The sequence below is a fragment of the Acidobacteriota bacterium genome, assembly GCA_020853395.1.
GTDB lineage: Bacteria > Acidobacteriota > Vicinamibacteria > Vicinamibacterales > SCN-69-37 > JADYYY01.
Genome location: JADYYY010000007.1, coordinates 299,564 through 323,928 on the forward strand (window position 1 = coordinate 299,564; position 24,365 = coordinate 323,928).

Sequence of the window (24,365 nt, forward strand, 5' to 3'; positions counted from 1 at the left end):
CGAGGCGCGCGCCCCAGGACCCCAGGACCCGGGACCCCGGACCCGGGACCGCTTATCATCTCCTCACATGCCGAAGCTCACCGTCGCCGATGTCGGTACGTTTGAGGTCCCGGCCGGAAAGCGGCTCGTGCTCGCGCTCGAGGAAGACGCCGGCGTCGATCAACTGCACGCGTGCGGCGGCCAGGCGCGATGCACGACCTGCCGCGTCGAGTTCGTCGAGGGCGAACCGGCCCGGCACACCAAGGCCGAGCTGAACGCGCTCGCTGCCCGCGGCCTGCAGGGCGTGCGCCTGTCGTGTCAAATCCTGTGCGACCACGACATGGCCGTGCGCGCCATCAGCCGCCTGGCTGGAAGCGGCCGTCCCGACGCGGGCCGCAAGCCGGCGCCGCACATCGAACCGCCACCCGAATACGCGTGATCGCCGCGATGCCGTGCGCGCGAGCGGTCCGGAGACCCGCGTGATTCCGCCAGCCGTCCTCGTCGCCGCCTATCGGGAGGGGGTGTTCCCCATGGGGCTGGAGAACGGCGACATCGGCTGGTTCTCGCCCGACCCGCGCGGCATCCTGCCGCTCGACGCGTTCCACGTACCCGCGCGCCTCGCGCGCGTCGTGCGCCGCGGCACGTTCGAGACAAGGGTGGACACGGCGTTCGAAGACGTCATGCGCGCCTGCGCCGATCGGCCCGACGACGACGGCACGTGGATCACGGAGGAGATCCTCGAGAGCTACGTCAACCTGCATCGGCTGGGCATCGCGCACTCGGTCGAAACCTGGCGCGCCGGCGTGCTCGCGGGCGGGCTCTACGGCGTGCACCTCGGCCGGGCGTTCTTCGGTGAGTCGATGTTCCATCGCGAAACGGACGCATCGAAAGCTGCGCTCGTGGCACTCGTCGACCGGCTGCGTGCGCACGGCTTCGCGCTGCTCGACACGCAGTGGACGACGCCGCATCTCCAGCAGTTCGGCGCGATCGAGATCCCGAGGGCCGAGTATCTCGCCCGGCTCACCCAGGCGCTACGCGAGCGGGCGGAGTTCTGAAGGTGCGGCCGACAGAAGGCCGACCTGCCCGAAGCTGAAGCCCGAAGCGAGGCGTCGCATTGTGGCTGGCGTATGGCTTACGACTTGTGGGCTTACGCGAGCGGCAACGCGCGGTGCGACGGATCGCGCTCGCTGCAATACGGAGTCGCACTCGCCGCCGGAGCCTCCTACGCCCCTGGACGCGCGCGGTATTTGTTCCTGATCTCCGGCACGAGGTAGTCGCGGAATCCGCGGGTGAAATCGTGTGCGGGGGCGAAGCCCCACTCGCGGCGGGCAGCGGTGTCGTCCACGTCCTGGGGCCAGGAGTCGACGATCCCCTGGCGCTTGGCGTCCACGCGGTAGGCGACATCGGCCGACGGAAACGCCGTGAGCACCTCGGCCCGGATTTCGTCGGCGGTCGGCGCGAACGCGCGCACGTTGTACGTCGTCCGGCTCAGCGCCTCGCGCGGCGCGCCGGCGAGCGCCAAGAGCGCGTCGATCGCATCGGGCATCGTCATGAACGGGATGCGGGTGTCGGGTCGGACGAAACAAGCGTAGGCCTCGCCGCGCGCCGCGGCGTGGATCATCTCGGGCGCGTAGTCGGACGTGCCGCCGGATGGGAGCGTGGCCGCCGAGATCAGCCCCGGAAACCTCAGGCATCGAAAGTCGACGCTCGCTCGAGGGCGATCCGCGGAGAGCTGCTTGTAGTGCCGTGCGTAGTACCGGCCGAGCTGCTCGCAATACAGCTTGTTGCAGCCGTACATGGTCGTGGGCTCCGCCCACTGATCCTCTCGGACCGGCCCCGCCGCCCTTTTCGCCTCGAGCGTCGGCAGCCCGTAGGCGGCGATCGACGAGGGGTAGAGGAACCGCACGGGCCGGCCGTGGGATTCGACCTCGCGCTGGGCGAACTCGAGCAGGTTCAGCGTGCCGTCGACGTTGACCTGGTGCGCAGCCGTCGGCGAGAACTCGGCGCGCGTCGAGAGCAGCGCGGCAAGATGGAAGATGAGCTCGACCTCGTACTCGGCGAGCAGCCGGTCCAGCACCGTGCGGTCGAGAATCGACGACGTCACCTCGCGCTGCACGAACCGGCCGAGCGCGGGATCGAGCGGCGCGAGATCGAGCGTGACGATGGCGTGCGTGCCGGCGCGGCCGAGACGATCGATCAGGCCATGCCCCATCTCGCCCGACGCCCCGGTGATCAGCAGGACCGGTTTGCGCATCGAATCAGGAGAGCGAGATGGCGTGGCCGATCGAGACGAGGATGGCGGCGAGCGACAGGCCCAGGCAAATCACCGCCCAGAGCATGTGGTTGATCCGCTCGGGCTTGAGCGGATCGAGCCACTGGCCGGCGACGTATCCGCCCACGAAGCCGCCCGCGTGCGCGTAGTTGTCGATGCCGGGCATGATCAGGCCGAACACGAACATCCAGACGGCCCAGGTCCACGCCTGGCTCGACGCCATGCTCGAGCCCGCGCGCCGGCCGTAGTACACGAGCGCACCGAGCAGGCCGAAGATCGGCGCCGACGCGCCGACGGTGAACGGCGCCCCCTGCAGCACGCGCAGCGGCAGGAACGACAGGAACTCACCCGCCGCCGAGCTGGCGGTGAAGCCGGCCACGCTTGCGATGGTGTAGATGATGACCATCCGCCCGGGCCCGTACATCTCGCCGACGGCCGGCGCGAGCTGCCGGATCCACAGCACGTTGAAGAGAATGTGCAGGAGGCCCGCGTGCAGCCACCCGGCGCTCAGCACCGTCCACCAGCGTCCCAGCTCGAAGACCGGATACGATCCGGCGGCGCCGAACATCATCAGGGTGTAGAGGCTGGGCGCCAGGAAACCGGTCATGCCGCCGCGCAGAACGGCCGGGCCCGAGAGCAGGAGCATCAGCCCGTAGAGCACGACGCACGTGCCGGTCACGAACGGAACGAAGCCCAGGTCCTGGCCGAGGGCACGGAGCGCGGGCGCGAATCCCCAGAGGCCCGGATTGCGCCGGCCGCAGTGGTAACACTTCTCGTCGTTGACGCCGACCAGGTAGCCGCAGGACACGCACAGCACCGAGCCGCTGGTCTGACGCCGAAACATCTGGCGCAGAATAACATGCGCCTCTACACTCCCCCGGCCTAACCTCCCGCGCCACCCCATCGTCTAAGCGGAACAGATGCATCTGGACGACGCCGCAGCCGTCGCGAGCGCGCGCGAGGGCGATCAGGAGGCTTTCCGGCTGCTGGTGGATCGACACGGTCGCAATCTGTACCGGCTCGCCTACCGGCTCACCGGACGGCCCGAGGACGCCGAGGACGTCGTCCAGGAGGCGTTCATCCGGGCGTACCGGCAACTGGCCACCTTCGAGGCGCGCGCGAACGTCGGCACCTGGCTGTATCGCATCGCGTTCAACTGCGCGATCGACTACATGCGGGCACGGCCGGCGCGCGAGGTGACGCACGAGCCCGGGGTCCTCGATGGCCACGCGCCGCCGACCGCGCTGCCCTCGGCCGACGATCTCGTCTATGCGGGCGAAATCGACGGCCGTGTGCGCGACGCGCTGCGAGGGTTGACGCCGCAGGAGCGGACGGCGTTCCTGCTGCGCCACTACCACGGGTGCTCGATCGATGAAATCGGCCGGGCGCTCGATCTGAAGACGAACGCCGCGAAGCACGCCGTCTTTCGGGCGGTGAGGAAGCTGCGGATCGCGCTCGGCGCGTTCGCCGCGGCGCGTGTGCGGTCCTGAATGGAGCGATGATCGTGGATTGGCATCCGACGGAGGACGACATGGTCCTCCACTACTACCGGGAAGACGTTGCGGAGGCGGCGGCCGCGCTCGAAGGCCATCTGTCCTCGTGTGCGTCGTGCGCCGCCCGCTGGCACGAGATCACGGCGACGTTGGCGCTCGCCGATGCGGACGGCGTCCCCGACCCCGGCGACGACTTCCCCGCGCGCGTCTGGGCGGCGATCCGGCCGCGGCTCGACGCCCGCCCGGCCCGGCGGAGCCTCCGGTCCATCGCCATCCTGACGACGCTGGCGGCCTCGCTGCTGCTCGCGGTCGGATCGGGAGCGACCTGGATCCGGCTGGCCCACCCGGCAAGCCAGGCCGTCAGGATCACGAACGCCGCGCCCGGAGCGGACATCGCGAACACCGCGGACGCATCGCCCGCGGCGGGCTCGGCGGATCCACGCGAGCGCGTCTTGCTCTCGGCCTTGACCGATCACTTCTCGCGCACGGAGATGCTGCTCGTCGAGCTGCTGAACGGGCCCGACGCGGCGCCCGGGCCGCTCGAGTTCGAGCGCGCGTCGGCCGACGACCTCGTCGCGTCGGGACGCCTGTATCGCGCGACCGCGGAACAGACCGGCGACGTGCAGTTCGCGAGCGTGCTCGACGACCTGGAGTCGGTGCTCGTCGAGGTGGCCCGGCGGTCGGGCCGGATGCAGCCCGGGGACGTGTCGTCGCTGCGCACCCGCATCCGAGACGATGCGCTGCTGTTCAAGGTACGGGCCGTCACGACGGAAATTCACGATCGTCAACAGACATGGCGCCGCTAGGCGCTCGTCATCACACGGATCCGATCACGAAGAGGAACCTCATGACTCGATGCACATGGCTTGCGGCCGGTCTGCTTCTGCTGCCCTGGACGGCGGGCGCTCGACAGGCGCCTCCCACGCCGCTGGAACCTGCCGCAGCGCCGGCGCCCCCGGCTCCTCCGGCACCTGTCGCGGTGCCGGCGTCCCCTGCTCCTTTCCTGCCGAGTCCTGTCGCGGTCCCGCCGGCCCCGCCGGTGCCGGCGGCACCCGTCGTCGCGCCGTTCGCGTCTCGCGACATGCAGCAGCTCCAGGACCGGATGGAGACTTTGCAGCGCCGGCTCGAGGATCGATGGCGGTTGCGCCTCGACGATCGCGCCGTCGAGGATCTCGAGCGCGAGATGGCGCGCCTGAGCGAAGAGGCGCTGCGATCGGACGAGCGCGTGCGTCGCACGCTCGAGCAGGAAGTCCGCCGAATCGCCGAGGACGCGCAGCGCGACGCCACCCGCGCGGCCGACGAGGCACGGCGGCACGTCGCCGACGCTTTCGGGCTCGGCGGCCGCGACGACGCGCGGCTGATCGGCGAACAGGCGCGGCTCGTCAGCGAGCAGGCGCGGCAGATGGCGGAGTACGCGCGCGCGCAACGAGACTTCCTGCTGAGGCAGGCGCCGCAGCCACCCACGCCGTCGCCCGCGCCGCAGCCGCGCGTCATGGCCATTCGCAGCCGTGAGCGCGACAGCGACGACGTCGCGCTCTACAACAGCGGGCTGACGCTCGTGCAGCAGCGCCGATACGACCGGGCCATCGACCAGTTCGATCGCGTGCTCGCGCAGAAGAGCGCGCGCGCCGACGGGGCGCTCTACTGGAAAGCGTTCGCGCAGGCCCGGCTCGTGCGCGTCGACGACGCGCTCGCGACGCTGGCCGCGCTGCGCCGCGATCATCCGCAGAGCCGCTACCTGAACGACGCCAGGGTGCTCGAGGCCGACGTCCGGAAGATGACCGGCCAGCGCGTCGATCCGGAGACGCTCGACGCCAACGACGAGATCAAGCTGCTCGCCATCAACGGCATCGCCAATACCGATCCCGATCGCGCCATCCCGCTGCTCGAGGGCGTCCTGAACGCCACCAACACGCTGGCGAACAAGAAGCGCGCGCTCTACGTGCTCGGGTTGAACGACGACCCGCGCGCGCACCAGATCCTGCTGCGGTACGCGAAGGGCGCCGGCACGCCGGAGCTGCAGCTCGAGGCCGTGCGCTACCTCTCGCTGCGGCGGGACGGCACGAACCGCGACGCCGAGCTGCGTGACGTCTACGAGTCGACGCAGGATCCGGCCGTTCGCCGCGCCATCATCGACGCGTTCCGCGCGGCGGGCGACAAGGGCTTTCTCTTCGCGATCGCCAGGGACAAGACGGTCGCCGTGGATCTGAAGCGATCGGCCATCACCGGGCTGGCGACGATCGCGCCGCCGGCCGAGCTGTGGACGCTCTACGAGCAGGAGCCCGACGCGGAGCTGCGCGGCCAGATCGTCAGCGCGTTCGGCTCGCTCGGCGCCACCGACCAGTTGCTGCAGATCGCCAAGACCGACAAGGACGCGAACGTCAGGCTGCGCGCCCTCCGCGCGCTCGGCGCGCAGAACGCGGAGAAGACCGGCACGGCGCTGGTCGATCTCTACGGCAACGAACAGGATGCCGCCGTCCGGCGAGCCGTGATGTCATCGCTCGCCGCGCAGAACAACGCCGAGGGGCTCGTGGCCATCGCCCGCAAGGAGACCAGCCTGGATCTGAAGCGCGAAATCGTCCGGCGGCTCTCGGACCTCGCGCCGAGGAACAAGGTCGCGGCGGAGTACTTGATGGAAGTCATCAAGTGAAGTGACCGACGAGTTTCGAGTTCTGAGTGAGCGGAGGGATCATGCGCGGGCTCGGGGCGATCGCGGTCGTGGTCGTGCTGCTGGCGGGATCGCTTCGCGCGCAGGTGGACGTGCAGCGCGGGCGGCTGGCACCACGGCCGGAGTCGACGCCGGCGGCGGCGATCACGGCAGTCGGCGGTCAGGCGACGCCGGTCTGGCTGGCGTGGCAGGCGCCGATGGTGGACGGCCAGGCGAGCCCGTGTTCGACGTGGGGCGACGAGATGACGACCGTGCGGAGCGAACGCCTGGATGCGCCGCCCACCCTCGGCCCACCGGCCGCGTTGGCGCCGCCGCCGCGCGGTCTGCGTCTCGACGCCGGCACACGCATCGTCGTGCTGGCGCGCATCGTCGCCGGCCGCGTCGAGCGCCTGCGGGCCGTCGGGGATGACTGCCCGATCGACGCGGCGGGCCAGACGGTTCACTGGCTGAGCCAGGTCGCGCCGGCGGCGAGCGTCGCATTCCTCGATGGTCTCGCCCATGTGCCGTCGATTGCTCTGGCAGACAGCCGCCGAATCGCGGTGGCCGCCATCACCGCGCTCAGCTACCACGCGGACCCGGCGGCGACGACGGCGCTCGACCGGCTGACGGTGCCGTCCGCCGACGATGGCCTGCGGCGCCAGGCGGCGCGCGCATTGGCCCGCACGCGCGGCGCGCACGGCGTGGAGCGCGTCTCGGCCCTGCTCGAGGGCGAACGCGTGGCGGCGACCCGGCGGGCATTCGTGGACGCGCTCGCACAGAGCCCGATCGCCGGCGCCGACGCCGTGCTCCTCACGCTCGCCCGCACCGATGCGGATACCGGCGTGCGAGGCGAGGCTGCCTACTGGCACGTCCGGCGGGCAGGCGGCCCCGGCCTTCCCGAGGCGCGGCGCCTGCTCGACAGCGAGCGCGACGAGGCCGTCGCCCGGCGGATCGTCGACGGCATTGCCCGCCACCGCCACGGCCGAAGCGGTCCCGCTGCTGCTCGACCTCGCCCGGACAGCGACGCGCCCGTCGATCAGAAAGGACGCCGTCCGCGCACTCGCCCGAACCCGCGACGCACGAGCCGTCGCATACCTGGAAGACCTGGTGAAGAACTGAGGAAGGCTGGAGCGCACTGCCCGAAAGATCGCGACGCGCGGGCGGCCGTCACCGACTGGCGTCGTGCGCGTTGGATCAGACGCCGCAACAACGGACCGCGTCAGCGTGTACGGCAACCGCGACGCGCCGCCGCCTCAGCCTAGTGCCGTCGCCTGCGTGAAGCCCAACGTCGGTCCCATCAGCGGACGGCAGCGAGCTCGTGCGGCAACTGCTGGATGAGAAGAAGACAGGTGGCCAGCGAAGCGCATCCCTCGAAACCTGTGCGGCACTGGCGGATGAAAAAAGACCCGCGCGTCGGCGACGCTCGTTCCTCGAAGCGGTGCGGCACTGTCAGATGAGAAGAAGACAGTTGGTCCGCGAAGCTCGTTCTCTGAAGCTGTCCGGCAACCGTCAGATGAGACCAGAACCGTTGGCCAGCGACGCGCGTCCCCTGAGCGGCGCGGCGCTGTCGGATGAGAAGAGAACAGTTGGCCAGCGAAGCTCGTTCCTTGGACCCGTCGTACCCGTCGTACCAGTCGTACCCGTCGTACCCGATCAATGCACTCCATGCCCCATCTGGAGCAGGTTCGGATCGGCACCGAGCCGGCGGATTGCGGTGTCCCACACGACGGCCGGAGGGATCTCGAAGATGAGGTCGAGCTCGACCGGCATGATGAGCCATGCGGACGCCGCCAGCTCGGCATCGAGCTGGCCCGGTCCCCACCCGGCGTAGCCGGCCAGTACCTGCGTGCGGCGCGGCAGCGGCCGCTGCGTCAGCACCTGGCGGAGCAGCACGGGCGACGCCGACAGGTGGAGTCCGGCGCCGAGCTCGCGCGCCTCGACGCCCTCGGGCTTCGCCGCGGTGAGGATCCAGCCGCGCTCCGGCTCCACCGGGCCGCCGAGCAGCAGCGGCAGCGCGTTGGGGTCCGCAATCCGCGGCTCGAGCCGCACGGCCTCGGCCGCCGTCAGCTCGGACGGCCGGTTGACGATCAATCCGAATGCGCCTTCGGGCTGGTGCTCGCACAGCAGCACGACGCTTCGCGCGAAGTTCGGATCGACCAGCTGCGGCATCGACAGGAGCAGCGCGGGCGCGAGCGACATCGTTCGATTCTAATCCCTGACACCGCTTCACTCGCCGGCGTGGCCGGCGCAAGCGCGCGTCCATCGCGCCCGGACGGATTGGCGCATCAGCACGCGTGACGACCCGTCGCGTCGATCGCGCCGCGAGCCCACGCGATCGCGTCCGCCACGTCGGGTCGGGAGGCCGTCGGATGCGCGGCCAGCACGCCGAGCGCCTCGACGGCGAGCCGCCCCGGCAATCGTGACGCGGCGAACGCGAGCGAGCGTCGGATCCGCGTGAGGCCGGCGCGCTGCATCGCGCTGCCCCTGAGCCGCGCGCTCCACGCCTCGTCCGTCCAGCGGCAGAGGTCGAGCAGCCGCGGATACGCGAGCCCGGGCCGTGCCTGCCAGGCCTCGTCGTCCGACACGGCCGCCCGGCGGTTCCACGGGCAGACGTCCTGACAGATGTCGCATCCGAACACGTGCGGATGCAGGGCGCTGCGGTAGGCCGCCGGCACCGACGATCTCAGCTCGATCGTCAGGTAGGACAGGCACCTCGTCGCATCGAGCCGATAGGGCTCGACGAGCGCGCCGGTGGGACAGGCGTCGAGGCATCGCGTACACGACGCGCACAGATCAACCGGCGGCGTATCGAGATCCATCCGCGCGTTGGTGATGATGGCACCGAGGAAGAGCCACGATCCGAGCGTCGCGTTGATGAGGCAGGTGTTCTTGCCGATCCAGCCGAGGCCGGCCTGCTCCGCGAACACGCGTTCCTGCACCGGGCCGGCGTCCACCGACGAAAACGCCTCGAGCCCGGGCCCATGCGCCGCGGCCATCCAGCGCAGCAACTCGCGAAGGCGCTCGCGGAACACGGCGTGGTAGTCGGCGCCCCACGCGTAGCGGGAGATCGACACGCGTTCCGGATCGGTGACGCTCGCGGAGTACGGCGACGCGGTGTTGTAGACGATGGCGAGCGAGACGACGGTGCGGGCGCTCACGAGGACGCGGGCGGGATCGAGGCGCTCGTCGAGCGACTTCGCGAGATAGGTCATCTCGCCGGCATGACCGTCCGCAATCCAGTCGGCCAGACGCGCGAGGCGGGGATGGCGGTCGGCGGACGCGATGCCGCAGAGATCGAACCCGCACTGCGCAGCCGCCGCCTTGAGATCGCCCGACGTCACGACTCGAGTCCAGCGAGCCGCCGCCGGCAGAGCCTCCATCGTGCGTGCCGGAATGGAGGGTGCGGCGCCGCTCAGTGTCCGGCCAGCCGTCGCAGCACGTACGGCAGGATGCCGCCGTGCCGGTACGCGACCAGCTCCTCGGGTGTGTCGATCCGCACGACGGCCATGAACTCCGCCGTGCCGCCATCGTCGCGCCGCGCCTGGACGAACACGCGCCCGCGCGGCGTGAGCGACAGGCCGGATCCCGTCAGGTAGAAGACCTCGGTGCCGGTCAGGCCGAGCGACGTCGCACCCTCCCCGCGCGGGAATTCCAGCGGCAGCACGCCCATGTTCACGAGGTTGCTGCGGTGGATGCGCTCGAAGCTCTCGGCGAGCACCGCCTTCACGCCGAGCAGCATCGTGCCCTTTGCCGCCCAGTCTCGAGACGAACCCGATCCGTACTCCTTGCCGGCCAGCACGATCAGCGACACGCCGGCTTCGCGGTACTTCACCGACGCGTCGTAGATCGACATCACGGTGCCGTCGGGCATGTAGGTCGTCCAGCCGCCCTCGGTGCCGGGCGCCAGCAGGTTCCGCAGCCGGACGTTCGCGAACGTCCCGCGCATCATGACCTCGTGGTTGCCGCGCCGCGCGCCGTACGAGTTGAAGTCCTTCGGCGCCACGCCGAGCGACATGAGGTACCGGCCGGCCGGGCTGTCCGCTTTGATCGAGCCGGCCGGCGAGATGTGGTCGGTCGTGATGCTGTCGCCGAGCATGGCGAGCGCCCGGGCGTTGACGATTTCCGCGGGGATGCCCGGCTCCGGCGAAAGGTGCTCGAGGAACGGCGGCCGCCGGACGTAGGTCGACTGTTCGTCCCAGGCGAAGCGATCGCCCGTGGGCGTCGGCAGCTCGCGCCAGCGGGCGTCGCCGTCGAAGACGCCCGCGTACTCGCGCTGGAACATCTCCGCCGACACGGCCGAGAGCATCGTCTGCTGGATCTCGGCCTGGCTGGGCCAGATGTCCCTGAGGTAGACCGGCGCGCCGTGCCGCCCGATGCCGAGCGGCTCGGTCGTGAGGTCGACGTTCAACGAGCCGGCGATGGCGTAGGCGACCACGAGCGGCGGGGACGCGAGGTAATTGGCCCGCACGTCCGGCTGGATCCGTCCCTCGAAGTTGCGGTTGCCCGAGAGCACGGCGCAGACGACGAGCTGCCGATCGCGCACTTCCGCCGCGATGTCGTCCGGCAGCGGACCGCTGTTGCCGATGCAGGTCGTGCATCCGTAGCCGACCGTGTTGAACCCCAGCTCGTCGAGATACGGCTGCAGCCCGGCTTTCTCGAAGTAGTCGGTGACGACCTTCGATCCTGGCGCGAGGCTCGTCTTCACCCACGGCTTGCGCACGAGCCCGCGTTCCACGGCTTTCTTGGCGAGCAGTCCCGCAGCAATCATCACGCTGGGGTTCGACGTGTTGGTGCAGCTCGTGATCGCGGCGATCACGACGGATCCGTGCTCGAGTTGCGTCTGGACCGCCTCGGCCACGGCCGCGCCGCCTGCGGCCGTCGCGCTCGCCGCCGCCGGCTTCTTCAGCCCTTTCTGCAGATCGGGCAGCGCCCCTGCGAACGACTGCTTGACGTTCGACAGCGCGACACGATCCTGCGGCCGGCGCGGACCGGCCAGGCTCGGCACGACCGTGGAGAGATCCAGCGACAGCGTCGCGCTGTACTGCGCGTCGGGCGTCGTCTCCGTTCTGAACAGCCCCTGGGCCTTCGCGTACGCCTCCACGAGCGCCACCTGCGCCGGGTCGCGCCCGCTGAAGCGCAGGTACGCCAGCGTCATCTCGTCGATCGGAAAGATCGCCACCGTCGCCCCGTACTCGGGGCACATGTTGCCGAGCGTCGCCCGGTCCGCGATCGTCAGGTGCTCCAGGCCCGGCCCGTAGAACTCGACGAACGCCCCGACGACGCCTTTCTTCCGCAGCGCTTCGGTGATGGTCAGCACGAGGTCGGTCGCCGTGGTTCCCTCCGGCAACTGACCGGTGAGCCGATAGCCGACCACCGGCGGGATCAGCATCGAGCTCGGCTGCCCGAGCATCGCGGCTTCCGCCTCGATGCCGCCGACGCCCCAGCCGACCACGCCCAGCCCGTTGACCATCGTCGTGTGCGAGTCGGTGCCGAAGACCGTGTCGGGATACGCGGTCGGCCGGCCGTTCACGTCGCCGCGGCAGACGACACGCGCGAGGTACTCGATGTTCACCTGGTGCACGATGCCGGTCGCGGGAGGCACGACCCTGAAGTTGCGGAGCGCCTTCTGTCCCCAGCGCAGGAACACGTAGCGCTCGCGATTGCGCTCGTAGTCCAGCTCCGCGTTGCGGCGGAAGGCGTCCGCGGTGCCGAAGTAGTCCACCTGCACCGAGTGATCGATCACGAGCTCGACGGGCTGGAGCGGGTTCACGCGCTCGGGATCGCCGCCGAGCTGCACGATCCCGTCGCGCATGGCGGCGAGATCGACGACGCACGGCACACCCGTGAAGTCCTGCAGGAGCACCCGCGCCGGCATGAACGAGATCTCGCGGCTGCCCGACATCTCCGGCGTCCACGACGCGAGCGCGCGGATGTCGTCGGCCTTCACGAACGCGCCGTCTTCGCGCCGCAGGAGGTTCTCGAGCAGGATCTTCAGCGAAAACGGCAGCCGGCCGAGATCGCCGATGCCGGCGCGCTCGAGCGCCGGCAGGCTGTAGATGTCGACCGTCTCTGAGCCAACCGTGAGAGGGGTGCGCGTGCCGAAGGAGTTGAGTGACATGTCTCGATGAAGGTCGCTGCTAGAAGCCCACGACGAGCCCCGCCATGCCGGTGGGCCCGAACTGCCACGTCCGTGACCCGAACGTCAGCCCGCGCGTGCGCGCGAGCAGGCGCGCTTCGACGCGCAGGCCGATGCGAGCCCCGCGGCCGACCGGGCGATCGCGCCACCAGTATTTCATTCCCAGGCCCGCGGCGGCCGTCGCGCCGGTTTCGGCGAGTGTAGCGCCGTCCGTCATTTCCTGCATCCAGCCTCCGCCAGCCCGGAGGAACACGCCGGATTTGGGGTCCTGTGCCAGCATCACGACCAGGGCGCCTTCCACGGCGAGCCGGTACATCGGCTGCGTGAGCGTCACCGGCGCCGCGCCTTCGTAGTCGTCCGAGATCGTCGTCCGGATCTGCTGGCGCAGCCAGGAGCCGGACGCTTCGACGCCGACCCGCCGCGAGAGGAATGCGGCCACGCCGGCTTCGCCGCCGGCGCCCAGGCCGAAGCGCACGTCGGTGCGGAACACGGACAGCGGCTCGCCGTTGGGGCGCACGAGATCGGCGCTGGACGTGCCGAGCGGCGCCGGTCCGCCGAGCGCGGCGCCCACCGATACCTCGACGCGGTGCCCGGCCGAGGCGGACCGAATGACGGGCTGGGCGCCCGCAGCGCGCGCACACACGGCCAGCACGATCACGGCCGCGAGCGCGGCCGCACGACGCGTCACTTCGGCGTCACCTTGATGTCGGGCGCGCTCGCGGCGCCGCCTTCGGGAACGCCGACGAGCGTCGCCGCGTACGCCGGGGAGAACCCCAGCGTGACCGGCGCCGAATCGTCGAAGAAGCTGTCGAGGTCGGCGTCGTCGAGCGGCTCCGCGCGCACGATGTAGAACCCGCTCGGCAGCCCGCCGATCACGTACTGGCCGTCGCGCGAGAGCGTGAACCCGCCGATCGACACGCCGGTCGCCGGGCTGAACGCCACGACGTGCGCGCCGAACACGCCGGCGCCGTTCGCCGTCACGCGGCCCGTGATCGAGCCCAGCGTGCGCCGCGCGTCGAGCGTGCCGTAGACGTCGGCGATCGCGGCCTCGTCGTCCGGAGTGAGCGCGCGGTCGCGAATGTTGCCGGACGGGTACGCGATCGGGAACATCACGGCGGCCTTGGCCTGGACGGTCCGGCCGCCGCCTGCGACCGTCGTCTCCCCGAGCGCCGAGTGGCTCAGGCCGAGCAGATGCCCGATCTCGTGCGTGGCGATCGACTGCACGTCGTAGCGTCCCGACTCACCGCCGGAGGACACGGACCACGGGAAACGCGAGTTGAGGAAGATGTCGGCCTCGACCAGGCGGCCGCTCATGTCGTCCACCGTGAAGGACGTGGCGCCGAGCACGTGATCGAGATCGTCTCGCGTCCGGAAGCCGACGACCGTGAGGCCGTCGTCGACGTCCGGTTCTGCGGCGACGAACCCGCCGAACTGTCCCGACACCACCACGTTCGATCCCGCCCCCCAGGTCGCGAAGCCTGCGGCGACGCGTTCCTCGAGCGCCGCGGCGGTCACGCCAGCCACGCCTCGGCCGGTGACGTAGTAGCGGACCGGCATGTCCGACCACCGCAGCGCGATCACGCGGTCGCCGAGCGGATAGCCCAGCTTGAGATACGCCTCCAGATCGGCCGTCAGCGCCAGCGCGAGGATACCGGCGAGGAAGGCCGCCGCCCGGCAGGTCACGGACGCCGCCCCACGGCCACTCGCTGGGCCGCCATGACGACGCGGACCAGCGATTCGAACTCGGCCACCGGCACCGATCGCGGCGTCCGTTCGATCGCGCTGCGCGCCGATCCCGTCGTCGTCGCCACCAGCGCCGGCGATCGCACGACGGCCCGTCGCGTCAGAGAATCCACGGTGATGCGCGCCACGCCGGCGCCGAGCGCGACCGGACGCCAGCCGAAGTCCGAGGCCCGAGACAGGAAGAAGACCGCCTGTTGACCGGGGCGAAGCGCGGGCGCGCCGACCATCACCCGCCGCGTGCGTCCCAGCGTGCCGCCGGGCACGCGCACCGAGACGGTCGACACCGCGTCGCCTTTGAGCACCGTGTGGACCACGACGGTCGCGACCGACTCCAGCCCTTCCGGCGTGGCGACGGGCCGGACGTCCGTCACGGTTCCGCGAACGATCAGGCGCGCGTCGTCGACGACTTCCTTGAACGTCACCGGCACCACGACGGTCGCCGAGAGCGGCGACGTCGCAAGGAGGAGGATCCCCGCGAGGACGACGAGCCGGCGCGACATCTCTTGAGTCTACCCCCGTGGTGCCGCGCGCCATGCCACGTCGCGGATCGCGACGGCGGCGCGCGCCGATGCGCCCGGCCCGCCGAGCGCCGCGACGACGTCCGCGAGGTCGCGCCGGACCTCGGCGATCCTCGACGGATCGCTCAGCAGCGACACGACCTCGCGCGCGACGCTCGCGGCGGTGTACTCGTGCTGGATCAGCTCCGGCACGACGCGACGGCCCGCGATGAGATTCACCATGCCGAACGATGGCACGCGCACCAGACGGCGGCCCACGGCATAGGTCAGCGGCGACACGCGATAGACGATCACCATCGGCGTACCGTGGAGCGCGGTCTGCACCGTCGCGGTGCCGGACGCCGTCACGGCCACGTCGGCCGACGCGAGGACCTCATCGGTCGCATCGGCGACGAGCGCGAGCGGCGCCGCCACCTGCGTGCGCAGCGGCTCGAACAGCGCATCGTCGAGCGACGGGGCGCGCGCGACGACGAACTGCGCGCGCGGGACGTCCCGGCGGATGAGCGGCAGCGCGGCCGCCATTGCCGGCAGGATGCGCCGGATCTCGTTGGCGCGGCTGCCCGGCAGCAGCGCGACGACCGGCGCGCCCGGGTCCAGGCCGACCTCCCGCAGCCAGGCCTCACGCTCGTGCGTGCGGCGTGCGAGATCGACGAGCGGATGGCCGACGAACTCGACCGGCACGCCCGCGCGCTCGTAGAGCGGCGCTTCGAACGGAAAGATGACGAGCATCTTCGCGACGTATCGCCGGAGGGTCGCCATGCGGCCGGCGCGCCACGCCCAGAGCTGCGGGCTCACGTAGTACACGATCGGGATCCCGAGCGCGTGGACGACCGGCAGCAGCCGGAAGTTGAAATCCGGAAAGTCAATCGCGACGAAGACGTCCGGCCGACGGACACGCGCCGCCTCGCCGAGCCGGCGCAGCATCGCCCACGATCGGGCCAGCACGGCGCCGGCTTCCGACAGGCCCGTGACCGACACGCCGGCGTAGCTGCCGACGAGATCCGCGCCGGCCGCGGCCAGGCGCGGCCCGCCGAACCCGAACACGTCGACGGCGGGATCGACGACGCGCAGCGCGCGCGCCAGTGCGGCGGCGTACAGGTCGCCGGACGCCTCGCCGCACGACATCATGACCCGCAGGCCGCGTGCCGGACGTTCGGCCGGCGAACCCGTCGCCTGAGACACGCCGATCAGTTCGCGCCGGCGGTCCGTCCGGCGCGGGCGGTGCGGAGCGTAGGGGAATCGATGTCCAGGTCCTGGACGCTGATCCGCTCGAACTCGGGGAACCCCGCCGCCTTCAACTGGGGCACGAAGCCGTTGGCGTCGCCGACGAGCACGATCGACAACTGATCCGGCTTCAGCAGCTCGCGCGCGATGCGCTGGATGTCGCCCGGCGTCACGGTCGTGACCTTGTCGAGGTACTGATCGATCTCCTTCAGATCGAGCCCGTAGAAAAGGTGCGAGAGCACCTGCTCGGCGATCGCCGACGGCGATTCGATGCTGAGCGGGAAATGCCCGGCGATGAAGTCCTGCGCGCCTCGCAGTTCGCCCGGATGGACCGCGTCGCGCTGCAGCCGGACGAACTCGTCCACCATGAGCCGCAGCGACTCGCCCGTCGTGGCCGTGCGGGTGTTGGTCTCGGCGACGATCTCGCCGCTCGTGCGGAAGGCGCGGTAGGTCGCCGACGCGCCGTAGGTCAGCCCCCGATCGGAGCGGAGCACGCCGAAGAGGCGGTTGGCCCCCTCGCCGCCCAGAATCCGGACGCCGAGATCGAGCGCCAGGTAGTCGGGGTGCGTCCGAGAGACCGCGAGGTGCCCGACACGGATCTCGGTCTGGGCGGAGCCTGGCCGATCGACGACGACGACCCGGCGGGCCGGCGGCGGCGGCGCGGCCATCCCGACGGTTGGCACCTCGCGCCGCTGCCAGGACGCGAACGTGCGCTCGGCGGCCGCGAACGCCTCGTCAACGGTGAGATCGCCGACGATGGCGAGCAGCGCGTTGTTCGGCACGAACCACGTCCGGTGGTACGCGACGAGATCGTCGCGCGTGATGCGGCCGATCGAGTCTGGCGTGCCTTCGTTCGGCCGCCCGTACGGATGTTTCCCGAACACCAGCCGATCGAAGACGGTCGAGGCGAGGTACTCGGGATCGTCGTAGGCGACCTGCAGGCCCGACAGCGACTGCCGGCGGTGCAGCTCGAGCTCTTCGGCCGAGAAGGCCGGATGCTGCACGATGTCGGACATCAGGCCGAGCGCGACGTCCGTCTGATCCTTGATGACCGCGCCGTTGACGAACGTCAGCTCCGCGCCGCCGACCACGCCCATGACGCCGCCGGCCGAATCGATCGTCGTGGCGATCTGCTCGGCCGACCGCGTCGTCGTGCCCTTGTTGAGCAGCGCGGCGACGAAGCTCGCGACGCCGGGCCGGTCCTCGGGCTCCTGGACCACACCGGCGCGGACAAGGAGCCGGAAGCTCACCGACGGCTGCTCGTGGTGCAGGACGACCAGCACCTGAAGTCCGTTGGGCAGCGTGCGGAGCGCGTACGGCTGCAGGTCCACGTGCTTCGGCGCGAGCGGACCGGGCGGCTGCTCGCGCGGCCACTCCTGGGATCGCACGGGCGCCGAGATCGTGAGGCACGCGGCGACGAGCGCGGCGACGACGTCGGGACGGCGCGCGATCATCGGCTCACCCCGGCGGCCGGCGCTCCGGGCATGACGGTCATCAGCAGGCGCGAGTCCGCGGTGAAGTACGTCCGGGCCACGCGCTGCACGTCCTCGAGCGTCACGTCCTGAAACAGGTCGAACTCCTGATCGGCCGTCCGGATGTCGTCGTGGATCACGACGGCGTGCCCCAGGTGCAGCGCCTTTTGGCGGACGCTCTCCCGGCCGAGGATGTAGTCGCGGGCGAACTGCCGCTTCGCTCGCGCCAGCTCCTCGGCCGTGACGCCGGCTTCCTTGACCTTGTCGATCTCGCCCTGCAGCTCGCGCAACACGTCCTCCGGACGATGCCCCGTCTGCACGATGGCCACGGCATAGAAGAGGTTCGGATGCTCGATCAGCTTCGCCTCGCCGAACGCGGCCAGCGCGACCTGCTTCTGGTAGACGAGCGACCGGTACAGACGCGAGCTGTCGCCGTCCGAGAGAATCTTCGCGAGGATGTGCAGCGGGTACGCGTCCGGATGGCCGTCGCGCGTGATGTGATAGGCGACGACGACGGCGGGCAACGGCCACGGCTGCGTGACCGTGACCCGCTCCTCGCGGGTGTGGGGCGGCTCGGCCGGGATGTTCCGCGGCACCGGCTTGCCGCGGGGCACGCGCCCCAGGTAGCGCTCGACCAGCGCCTGCGCCTCGGCGGTCTCGAAGTCGCCCACGAGCACGGCCGTCGCGTTGTTCGGCACGTAGTAGGTGTCGTGGAACTCGCGCACGTCCGCGATCGATGCGGCCTCGAGATCCCGCATGCTGCCGATCGTCTGGTGTTTGTACGGATGCGTCGTGAACGCCTTGTCGAAGATGATCTCCGGCAGCAGCCCGAACGGCTGGTTCTCCACGCGCATCCGGCGCTCTTCTTTCACGACCTCGAGCTCGGTCTTGAACTTCTCATCGCTGACGTCGAGCGACGCCATCCGGTCGGCCTCGAGCCACAAGACGAGCGGCAGGTAGTGAGACGGCACCGTCTCCCAGTAGATGGTCGAGTCTTCGTCGGTTTCCGCGTTCGATTCGCCGCCGATGCTCGTAATCCACGACGGGTGCTGATCGGGCCGCACGTTCTTCGATCCCTTGAACATCAGGTGCTCGAACAAGTGCGCGAAGCCGGTGCGGCCCGGCTTCTCGTCCTTCGATCCGACGTGGTACCAGAGCGCGAGGTGCACGATCGGCGTCGAGTGATCTTCGAGGAAGACGACCTGCAGCCCGTTGGAGAGCGTCGTCATCTTGTAGTCGAACCGGGTGGGCCGAACGACCGTCTCGGGTGGCGCGGCGCTGACGAGCGCGACGACCGCCAGCAGCACCGTCAGCAGCGGCGCCAACGCTCTGGAACGCATGCGCCGATTATGTCATCAACTTTGCTTCGATCGCCGCCAGGCGAGCGTCGAGATCGGCGACCGTCTGCCGCAGTTCCGGCAGCCGGCGGATCAGCACGACCTCTTCGCGCCACTCGCCGACGTCGCCCGCCGGAATCCCGGCGACGTGATGCCCGGCATCGATGTCCTTCGTGACGACCGACTTCGCGCTCACGACGACGCCGCGGCCCACGTGCAGGTGCCCGGCCGCGCCCGACTGCCCCGCCATGACGACGTCGTCGCCGAGCCAGGTGCTGCCGGCCACGCCCGACTGCGCGGCCATCAGCACGTTTCGACCGATCCGCACGCCGTGCGCGATCTGGACGAGGTTGTCGACCTTCGTGCCGCGGCCGACGCGCGTCTCGCCGATCGCCGGACGATCCACCGCCGTGTGCGCGCCGATCTCCACGTCGTCTTCGATGACGACGCGGCCCACTTGCGGGATCTTCTGGTGCGTGCCGTCGGGCCGCCGCGCGAAGCCGAAGCCGTCGCTGCCGATGACGGCGGCGTCCTGCAGCACGACGCGATTCCCGATCTCGACGCGCCCGCGGACCGACACGTGCGCGTGGAACAGACAGTCGTCGCCCACGATCGCGTCGTCGCCGATCACGACGTGGGGCTCGAGGATCGTCCGCGATCCGACGCGCGCGCGGGCGCCGATGACGACGAACGGGCCGATGCTCACGGCGGCCCCGATCTCGGCCGTCGGATCGATCGCGGCCAGCGGGCTGATGCCGGGCGCCGGCCGGCGCGGCGGCATCAGCAGCGCGACCGCATCGGCGACCGCGACGGCAGGGTGGCGCGCCCGCAGCAGCGCGCAGGGCGCGCGATCGATGGTGTCGTCGACGATCGCCGCCGCGGCCCGGGTCGCCGGCAGCTTCGCGGCGTACTTCCGATGGGTGACGAAGGTGACGTCGCCCGGCCCGGCGTCGTCGATGGCCGCCACGCGGCTGACGTCGATGGCGCCGTCGCCTTCGAGGCGGCACCCGAGACGATCGGCCAGCTCCGCGAGAGTCACAGCGCGCGAGTATATCGGGGCTTCACGCGATGCGTTCGACGAAGAACGGCAGACGATCCAGTCCGAGCTCGGCCGCCACCTCGTCGACGCGCGCCGCGCGCGCCTCGCCGTCGAGCGCAAGCGCCGACCGCAGCTCGGTCAGCGGGCGCGACGGCGCGGTCGTCCAGGTCGCGGCCGACAGGCCCTGACGGGCGCCGCGCAGCGAGAAGTAGTGCCCCACCGCGCGAAACGCGAAGTACCAGGAGATGACGTTGGGCCCGGGCACGAAGAAGAACGCGGGCCCGGTGACGGCCGTGAGCGCGCCGTCGATGGCGCACCAGCGGCGGTGCTTGCCGTAGTCGGTCGCGAGCAGTTGGCGCGCGGCCGCGACGGCGTCGGCGCCGGTGAGATCGTCGGGGTACACGAGCGTGACGGCCGTCTCGTGCCGCAGGTGCCACAGCAGCCGCTGCTCGGCGACCGCCTCGGCGACGCGGCGGGTGATCATCCGTCGCAGGCGGCTGCGCTCGGCGATGCTCGCCGCATGGCCGTCGCGCTCAGCCTCGCCTTCCTCGACCATGCGCCGGAATCCGTCCACGAGCCGACGCCAGAGCGAGCCGTCGCGGCCCTCGCCAGCGGGCGCCGGCGAGGAGACCTCGCAGTACAGCTCGTGACCCACGGCCGCCGGAACGAGGTACACCGTCATGCCGGAGCGCTCACGCCGACCATGCTAGCATCCTGATCCCATGGCTCAGCGGCTGGACGACGCGGACGTGCGCAGGATCGCGGCGCTCGCGCACCTCGAGCTGTCGGCGGACGAAGTCGAGCTGTTCTCGAAGCAACTGACCGACATCCTCGCGTACGTCGCGGAGCTGCAGAGCGTGGACACGTCCGGCATCCCCCCCACGTCACATCCGCAGGCCGCCGAGCCCGCGTGGCGTGACGACGCGCCGCGGCCGTCGATCGATCGCGACGCCGTGCTGGCGGGCGCACCTGACGCGTCGCCGCGCGCCGGCCTGTTCAAGGTCCCGAAGGTCCTCTGATCGTGATCGACCCGTTCGTCACCGCGCGCGCGCTGCGCGATGCCATCGCGTCGCGCGCGATCTCGGCCGAAGCCGCGTGCCGCGCCGCGCTCGACCGCATCGCCGCCACGGACAATCGCCTCCACGCCTTCCACGAGGTGCACGCCGAGAAGGCGCTGTCGCGCGCTCGCGCGCTCGACCGGCTGCCGGGCCCGGCCGGGCCCCTCCACGGCGTGCCGGTCGCGCTCAAGGACAACATCGCCGCGGCCGGCGCCGTCACGACGGCTGGCTCGCGCATCCTCGAGCGCTACGTCTCGCCGTTCGACGCGACCGTCGTGCAACGGCTCGACGCGGCGGGCGCCGTCATCGTAGGCAACACGATCTGCGACGAGTTCGCAATGGGCTCCTCGACCGAGAACTGCGCGTTCGGCCCGGCCCGCAATCCGTGGGACGCGAGCCGCGCGCCCGGCGGATCGAGCGGCGGCTCGGCCGTCGCGGTGGCCGCCGGCATGACCCCGATCGCGCTCGGCTCCGACACGGGCGGCTCGATCCGCCAGCCCGCGGCCTTCTGCGGCATCGTCGGCCTGAAGCCGACGTACGGCCGCGTCTCGCGCTTCGGCCTGCTCGCGTATGCGTCGTCGCTCGATCAGATCGGCCCCTTCGCGCGCACCGTCGACGATGCGGCGTTGTGCCTCGAGGCCATCGCCGGTGCGGATCCTCTGGACGCCACCGCGGCGAGCCGGCCGGTGCCCGCGTTCACGTCCGCGCTGACCGGCACGGTCGAGGGCTCGACGATCGGCGTGCCCTGGACGCTGCTCGACATGGGCGTCGATCGCGACGTGCGCCAGGCCTTCGACGAGAGCATTCGCACGCTCGAGCGCATGGGCGCGGCGATCGCCGACGTCGAGCTGCCGCACGCGCGCTTCGCGATTCCGACCTACTACCTCGTCGCCACGGCGGAAGCCAGCTCGAACCTGGCGCGCTACGACGGCGTGCGCTTCGGCCTGCGCGCCGCCGACGCGGCGACCGTGGACCAGATGTACGACCGGACACGCGAAGCGGGATTCGGCCCCGAGGTGAAGCGCCGGATCATGCTCGGCACCTACGTGCTGAGCGCCGGCTACTACGACGCGTACTACCTCAAGGCGCAGCAGGTGCGCACGCTGATCCGGCGCGACTACGACCGCGCGTTCGAGCGCGTCGATGCCGTGGCGCTGCCGACGACGCCGACCGCGGCGTTCGGGCTGGGAGAGCGGACGGGGGATCCGCTCCAGATGTACCTGGCGGACGTGTTCACGGTCAGCGCGCCGCTCGCCGGGCTTCCGGCGATCAGCGTGCCGTGCGGCTACGCGGAGAGCGGCCTGCCGATCGGACTCCAGTTGACGGGGCGCGCGTGGGACGAAGCGACGATCCTGCGAATGGCGGCGGCCTACGAGCAGGCGATGCCGTGGAAGGATCGACACCCGCCGCTGTAGCCTCTCTCCGCCGGAGCCTCGCAACGTGAGGTGGCGGCAGCAGTCGGATTCCAGGCTCAGCCAGAGCAAACGGGACATCAGGCGTGCCCCCGATGTCCCGTTCGATGGATGAACACCCGACGCATTGCGACCCGATGCCATGCGCCGGTAATCCGAGCGGACGTGCTAGCCGTTCACTTCGATCTGCCGCGGCTTGGTCTCCGCGCGGCGCGGCAGCGTGATGGTCAGCACGCCGTCGCGATAGGCGGCTTCCACCCGGCTCGCCTCGACCGTCGCCGGCACGGTGAAGCTGCGGCGGAACCGACCGTAGCCCCGCTCGACCCGGTGGTACTTCTCCGGCCCGCTCACGTCAGCGAACCGCCGTTCCCCCTCGATCGTCAGCACGTTGTTCTCGAACGTGATGCTGATGTCCTCCCGCTTCATCTCGGGCAGCTCGGCTTTGATCACGACGTCCTTGCCTGCCGTCTCGAAGATGTCGACGGCCGGCACCCACCCGCCGCGCGCGAGCGGCTCGCCCTCGAAAGCGGCTTCGAACATCCGGTTGAGACGATCAATCTCCAGAGTGGCCACGCCGCGCACGGGACTCCAACGTGTCAATGTCATGGTCTGCTTCCTCCAGTGATGCGTCACGTCGACCCGTGGGCCGACGCCATGTTCGAATGATACGACGAGCATCAGCTCATGTAAATAATATAATCTGACTCTTTGACACTCACATTACACCCACCGTCGCCCAACGTTGTCAGCGGCAGTCGCCTGTATGATGGCGGGGTGAACGATTTCTTCAGTCAAACAAGCCCGGAACTGGCCGAAGATGCACGCCGTTTGCTGCTGGAAATCGACCACGGGACGCCGGGTGCGTCGGTGGCGATCGGGAACTGCCGTCCGCCGCTCGACATCCTGGAGCGTCCCGACGCGCTCGAGATCGTCATGGACGTGCCTGGCGTGCCGCCAGACGCGCTGCGCGTGGCCGTCCGAGGTAACACGCTGCTCGTCGTCGGCCGCAAGCCGAGCGGCCCGCTCGAGCCGAACGCCCGATTCCACCTCGCGGAACGCAGCTACGGGCGGTTCGCACGGGCCGTTCGCCTCGACGGCGCCTTCGACGGCGGGCACGCCCGGGCCGTGATCGCCGGCGGCCAACTGCGCGTCACGCTGCCGCTCCTCGTCGATCGCCGCGGCCGGATCTTCGCCATTCCGGTGGAACGCGGATGACCCGTCTGCTCTTCATCGGAGACATCGTCGGCAAGGCCGGCCGGGAACTGGTGCGCCGTGGTCTCGGCATCATCGTGGCGCGCCATCAGGTCGATTTCGTCATCGTCAACGGCGAGAACGTGGCGGCGGGATTCGGCATCACGCCCGATCTGGCCGACGACCTCTTCGGGTACGGCGTGCACGTGATCACCGGCGGCAACCACTCGTGGGACAAGAAGGAGATCGTGCCGTACCTGGCCGATCACCCGCGGCTGCTGCGCCCGGCGAACTTCCCGCCCGGCACGCCCGGCGTCGGGCACGTCGTGGCGCGCGCGGGCAACGGCGTGTCGGTCGGCGTGATCAACTTGATGGGCCGCGTGTTCATGACCGCGATCGACGATCCCTTTCGCGGCGCACAGGCGATCGTCGATCGGCTCCGGGGCGAGGCCCAACTGCTCTTCGTCGACTTCCATGCGGAAGCGACGTCCGAGAAGGTCGCGATGGGGTGGCATCTCGACGGCCGCGTCGCCGCGGTCGTCGGCACGCACACGCACGTCGCCACCGCCGATGCGCGCGTCCTTCCGCGCGGCACCGCCTACATCACGGACGTGGGCATGACGGGGCCGCACGACTCGGTGATCGGCGTCGAACGCGCCGCGGTCCTCCAGCGGTTCCTGACGGGTCTGCCGCAGCGGTTCGAGACGGCCACCGAGAACCCGCGCCTCAACGGCGTGCTCGTCGCCGCCGACGAGACGACCGGGCTGGCCGTGTCGATCGATCGGATCAGCCTCTCGCATCACGACATCGAGGCGCTGGCCTCGGCGCCGGTGTCGCGCTGAGC

At 70.6% G+C, this 24,365-nt stretch carries 24 protein-coding genes; 10 read left to right on the forward strand and 14 right to left on the reverse strand.

The genetic code is table 11. The features are described from left to right. The first annotated feature begins 67 nt into the window (after positions 1 to 67). Both IT184_07070 and IT184_07075 read left to right on the forward strand, forming a co-directional pair. Positions 68 to 418 carry a (2Fe-2S)-binding protein gene (locus tag IT184_07070; protein MCC7008562.1) on the forward strand — a complete coding sequence of 117 codons (351 nt, stop codon included), beginning with the start codon at positions 68 to 70 and terminating at the stop codon, positions 416 to 418. Positions 419 to 458: 40 nt separating this feature from the next. Next, positions 459 to 1,034, forward strand: coding sequence for a leucyl/phenylalanyl-tRNA--protein transferase (locus IT184_07075; protein ID MCC7008563.1), 576 nt, complete (start codon positions 459 to 461; stop codon positions 1,032 to 1,034). A gap of 167 nt (positions 1,035 to 1,201) precedes the next feature. On the opposite strand, the gene IT184_07080 is transcribed toward IT184_07075, so the two are convergent. Together IT184_07080 and IT184_07085 are read right to left on the reverse strand one after the other, a co-directional pair. Beyond that, positions 1,202 to 2,233: an NAD-dependent epimerase/dehydratase family protein gene (locus tag IT184_07080; protein MCC7008564.1), complete on the reverse strand. Its 1,032-nt coding sequence runs from the start codon at positions 2,231 to 2,233 to the stop codon at positions 1,202 to 1,204. A 4-nt stretch (positions 2,234 to 2,237) separates the two neighbouring features. Further along, on the reverse strand, positions 2,238 to 3,095 hold the full coding sequence (locus IT184_07085) for a rhomboid family intramembrane serine protease (GenBank protein MCC7008565.1): 858 nt from the start codon (positions 3,093 to 3,095) through the stop codon (positions 2,238 to 2,240). 76 nt (positions 3,096 to 3,171) lie between these two features. On the opposite strand from IT184_07085, the gene IT184_07090 reads away from it, so the two are divergent. The 4 genes from IT184_07090 to IT184_07105 all read left to right on the forward strand — a co-directional run bounded on the left by IT184_07090 (position 3,172) and on the right by IT184_07105 (position 7,653). Further along, a complete protein-coding gene (locus tag IT184_07090) occupies positions 3,172 to 3,741 on the forward strand; it encodes a sigma-70 family RNA polymerase sigma factor (GenBank protein MCC7008566.1) in 570 nt (189 codons plus the stop codon). 8 nt (positions 3,742 to 3,749) lie between these two features. After that, a complete protein-coding gene (locus tag IT184_07095) occupies positions 3,750 to 4,550 on the forward strand; it encodes a hypothetical protein (protein MCC7008567.1) in 801 nt (266 codons plus the stop codon). Between the two features lie 233 nt (positions 4,551 to 4,783). Next, positions 4,784 to 6,394: a HEAT repeat domain-containing protein gene (locus IT184_07100; protein ID MCC7008568.1), complete on the forward strand. Its 1,611-nt coding sequence runs from the start codon at positions 4,784 to 4,786 to the stop codon at positions 6,392 to 6,394. 26 nt (positions 6,395 to 6,420) lie between these two features. Beyond that, positions 6,421 to 7,653, forward strand: a complete 1,233-nt coding sequence (locus tag IT184_07105; GenBank protein MCC7008569.1) for a hypothetical protein — start codon at positions 6,421 to 6,423, stop codon at positions 7,651 to 7,653. A 391-nt stretch (positions 7,654 to 8,044) separates the two neighbouring features. Here the strand turns inward: IT184_07105 and IT184_07110 are convergent, their stop codons facing one another. The 11 genes from IT184_07110 to IT184_07160 form a co-directional block, all read right to left on the reverse strand. Continuing rightward, positions 8,045 to 8,590 carry a YqgE/AlgH family protein gene (locus IT184_07110; GenBank protein MCC7008570.1) on the reverse strand — a complete coding sequence of 182 codons (546 nt, stop codon included), beginning with the start codon at positions 8,588 to 8,590 and terminating at the stop codon, positions 8,045 to 8,047. An 86-nt stretch (positions 8,591 to 8,676) separates the two neighbouring features. Continuing rightward, positions 8,677 to 9,732 (reverse strand): tRNA epoxyqueuosine(34) reductase QueG, encoded by a 1,056-nt coding sequence (gene queG, locus IT184_07115; GenBank protein ID MCC7008571.1) that lies wholly within the window; start codon positions 9,730 to 9,732, stop codon positions 8,677 to 8,679. 71 nt (positions 9,733 to 9,803) lie between these two features. Next, positions 9,804 to 12,509 carry an aconitate hydratase AcnA gene (gene acnA, locus IT184_07120; GenBank protein MCC7008572.1) on the reverse strand — a complete coding sequence of 902 codons (2,706 nt, stop codon included), beginning with the start codon at positions 12,507 to 12,509 and terminating at the stop codon, positions 9,804 to 9,806. Positions 12,510 to 12,528: 19 nt separating this feature from the next. Beyond that, positions 12,529 to 13,215, reverse strand: a complete 687-nt coding sequence (locus tag IT184_07125; protein ID MCC7008573.1) for a hypothetical protein — start codon at positions 13,213 to 13,215, stop codon at positions 12,529 to 12,531. Then, positions 13,212 to 14,210: a matrixin family metalloprotease gene (locus IT184_07130; protein MCC7008574.1), complete on the reverse strand. Its 999-nt coding sequence runs from the start codon at positions 14,208 to 14,210 to the stop codon at positions 13,212 to 13,214. The genes IT184_07125 and IT184_07130 overlap by 4 nt, the downstream gene beginning before the upstream one ends. Beyond that, on the reverse strand, positions 14,207 to 14,770 hold the full coding sequence (locus IT184_07135) for a hypothetical protein (GenBank protein MCC7008575.1): 564 nt from the start codon (positions 14,768 to 14,770) through the stop codon (positions 14,207 to 14,209). The genes IT184_07130 and IT184_07135 overlap by 4 nt, the downstream gene beginning before the upstream one ends. Before the next feature lie 9 nt (positions 14,771 to 14,779). Then, positions 14,780 to 15,970 (reverse strand): lipid-A-disaccharide synthase, encoded by a 1,191-nt coding sequence (gene lpxB / locus IT184_07140; protein MCC7008576.1) that lies wholly within the window; start codon positions 15,968 to 15,970, stop codon positions 14,780 to 14,782. A gap of 5 nt (positions 15,971 to 15,975) precedes the next feature. Further along, entirely contained in the window at positions 15,976 to 17,466 is a 1,491-nt protein-coding gene (locus tag IT184_07145) for an insulinase family protein (GenBank protein ID MCC7008577.1), read from the reverse strand. Continuing rightward, positions 17,463 to 18,824, reverse strand: coding sequence for an insulinase family protein (locus tag IT184_07150; GenBank protein ID MCC7008578.1), 1,362 nt, complete (start codon positions 18,822 to 18,824; stop codon positions 17,463 to 17,465). Before IT184_07150 ends, IT184_07145 begins: the two co-directional genes overlap by 4 nt. Before the next feature lie 7 nt (positions 18,825 to 18,831). Continuing rightward, on the reverse strand, positions 18,832 to 19,860 hold the full coding sequence (lpxD, locus tag IT184_07155) for a UDP-3-O-(3-hydroxymyristoyl)glucosamine N-acyltransferase (GenBank protein ID MCC7008579.1): 1,029 nt from the start codon (positions 19,858 to 19,860) through the stop codon (positions 18,832 to 18,834). 22 nt (positions 19,861 to 19,882) lie between these two features. Further along, positions 19,883 to 20,542 carry a hypothetical protein gene (locus IT184_07160; GenBank protein MCC7008580.1) on the reverse strand — a complete coding sequence of 220 codons (660 nt, stop codon included), beginning with the start codon at positions 20,540 to 20,542 and terminating at the stop codon, positions 19,883 to 19,885. 40 nt (positions 20,543 to 20,582) lie between these two features. On the opposite strand from IT184_07160, the gene gatC reads away from it, so the two are divergent. Then, positions 20,583 to 20,879 carry an Asp-tRNA(Asn)/Glu-tRNA(Gln) amidotransferase subunit GatC gene (gene gatC, locus IT184_07165; GenBank protein MCC7008581.1) on the forward strand — a complete coding sequence of 99 codons (297 nt, stop codon included), beginning with the start codon at positions 20,583 to 20,585 and terminating at the stop codon, positions 20,877 to 20,879. A gap of 2 nt (positions 20,880 to 20,881) precedes the next feature. Then, on the forward strand, positions 20,882 to 22,333 hold the full coding sequence (gene gatA, locus IT184_07170; GenBank protein MCC7008582.1) for an Asp-tRNA(Asn)/Glu-tRNA(Gln) amidotransferase subunit GatA: 1,452 nt from the start codon (positions 20,882 to 20,884) through the stop codon (positions 22,331 to 22,333). Between the two features lie 165 nt (positions 22,334 to 22,498). Here the strand turns inward: gatA and IT184_07175 are convergent, their stop codons facing one another. Next, complete coding sequence (locus tag IT184_07175) at positions 22,499 to 22,936, reverse strand: Hsp20/alpha crystallin family protein (GenBank protein ID MCC7008583.1); 438 nt, start codon at positions 22,934 to 22,936, stop codon at positions 22,499 to 22,501. 168 nt (positions 22,937 to 23,104) lie between these two features. On the opposite strand from IT184_07175, the gene IT184_07180 reads away from it, so the two are divergent. Both IT184_07180 and IT184_07185 read left to right on the forward strand, forming a co-directional pair. Beyond that, positions 23,105 to 23,545, forward strand: a complete 441-nt coding sequence (locus tag IT184_07180; GenBank protein MCC7008584.1) for an Hsp20/alpha crystallin family protein — start codon at positions 23,105 to 23,107, stop codon at positions 23,543 to 23,545. Further along, on the forward strand, positions 23,542 to 24,363 hold the full coding sequence (locus IT184_07185) for a TIGR00282 family metallophosphoesterase (protein ID MCC7008585.1): 822 nt from the start codon (positions 23,542 to 23,544) through the stop codon (positions 24,361 to 24,363). Before IT184_07180 ends, IT184_07185 begins: the two co-directional genes overlap by 4 nt. The last annotated feature ends 2 nt before the right edge of the window (positions 24,364 to 24,365 follow it).

Bases quoted from the DNA above. Each gene is read 5' to 3' on its own strand.
- IT184_07070 (MCC7008562.1), top strand. From the start codon at position 68: ATGCCGAAGCTCACCGTCGCCGATGTCGGTACGTTTGAGGTCCCGGCC.
- IT184_07080 (MCC7008564.1), bottom strand. From the start codon at position 2,233: ATGCGCAAACCGGTCCTGCTGATCACCGGGGCGTCGGGCGAGATGGGG.
- IT184_07085 (MCC7008565.1), bottom strand. From the start codon at position 3,095: ATGTTTCGGCGTCAGACCAGCGGCTCGGTGCTGTGCGTGTCCTGCGGC.
- IT184_07090 (MCC7008566.1), top strand. From the start codon at position 3,172: ATGCATCTGGACGACGCCGCAGCCGTCGCGAGCGCGCGCGAGGGCGAT.
- IT184_07095 (MCC7008567.1), top strand. From the start codon at position 3,750: ATGATCGTGGATTGGCATCCGACGGAGGACGACATGGTCCTCCACTAC.
- IT184_07110 (MCC7008570.1), bottom strand. From the start codon at position 8,590: ATGTCGCTCGCGCCCGCGCTGCTCCTGTCGATGCCGCAGCTGGTCGAT.
- acnA (MCC7008572.1), bottom strand. From the start codon at position 12,509: ATGTCACTCAACTCCTTCGGCACGCGCACCCCTCTCACGGTTGGCTCA.
- IT184_07135 (MCC7008575.1), bottom strand. From the start codon at position 14,770: ATGTCGCGCCGGCTCGTCGTCCTCGCGGGGATCCTCCTCCTTGCGACG.
- IT184_07145 (MCC7008577.1), bottom strand. From the start codon at position 17,466: ATGATCGCGCGCCGTCCCGACGTCGTCGCCGCGCTCGTCGCCGCGTGC.
- IT184_07150 (MCC7008578.1), bottom strand. From the start codon at position 18,824: ATGCGTTCCAGAGCGTTGGCGCCGCTGCTGACGGTGCTGCTGGCGGTC.
- IT184_07160 (MCC7008580.1), bottom strand. From the start codon at position 20,542: ATGACGGTGTACCTCGTTCCGGCGGCCGTGGGTCACGAGCTGTACTGC.
- gatC (MCC7008581.1), top strand. From the start codon at position 20,583: ATGGCTCAGCGGCTGGACGACGCGGACGTGCGCAGGATCGCGGCGCTC.
- IT184_07175 (MCC7008583.1), bottom strand. From the start codon at position 22,936: ATGACATTGACACGTTGGAGTCCCGTGCGCGGCGTGGCCACTCTGGAG.
- IT184_07185 (MCC7008585.1), top strand. From the start codon at position 23,542: ATGACCCGTCTGCTCTTCATCGGAGACATCGTCGGCAAGGCCGGCCGG.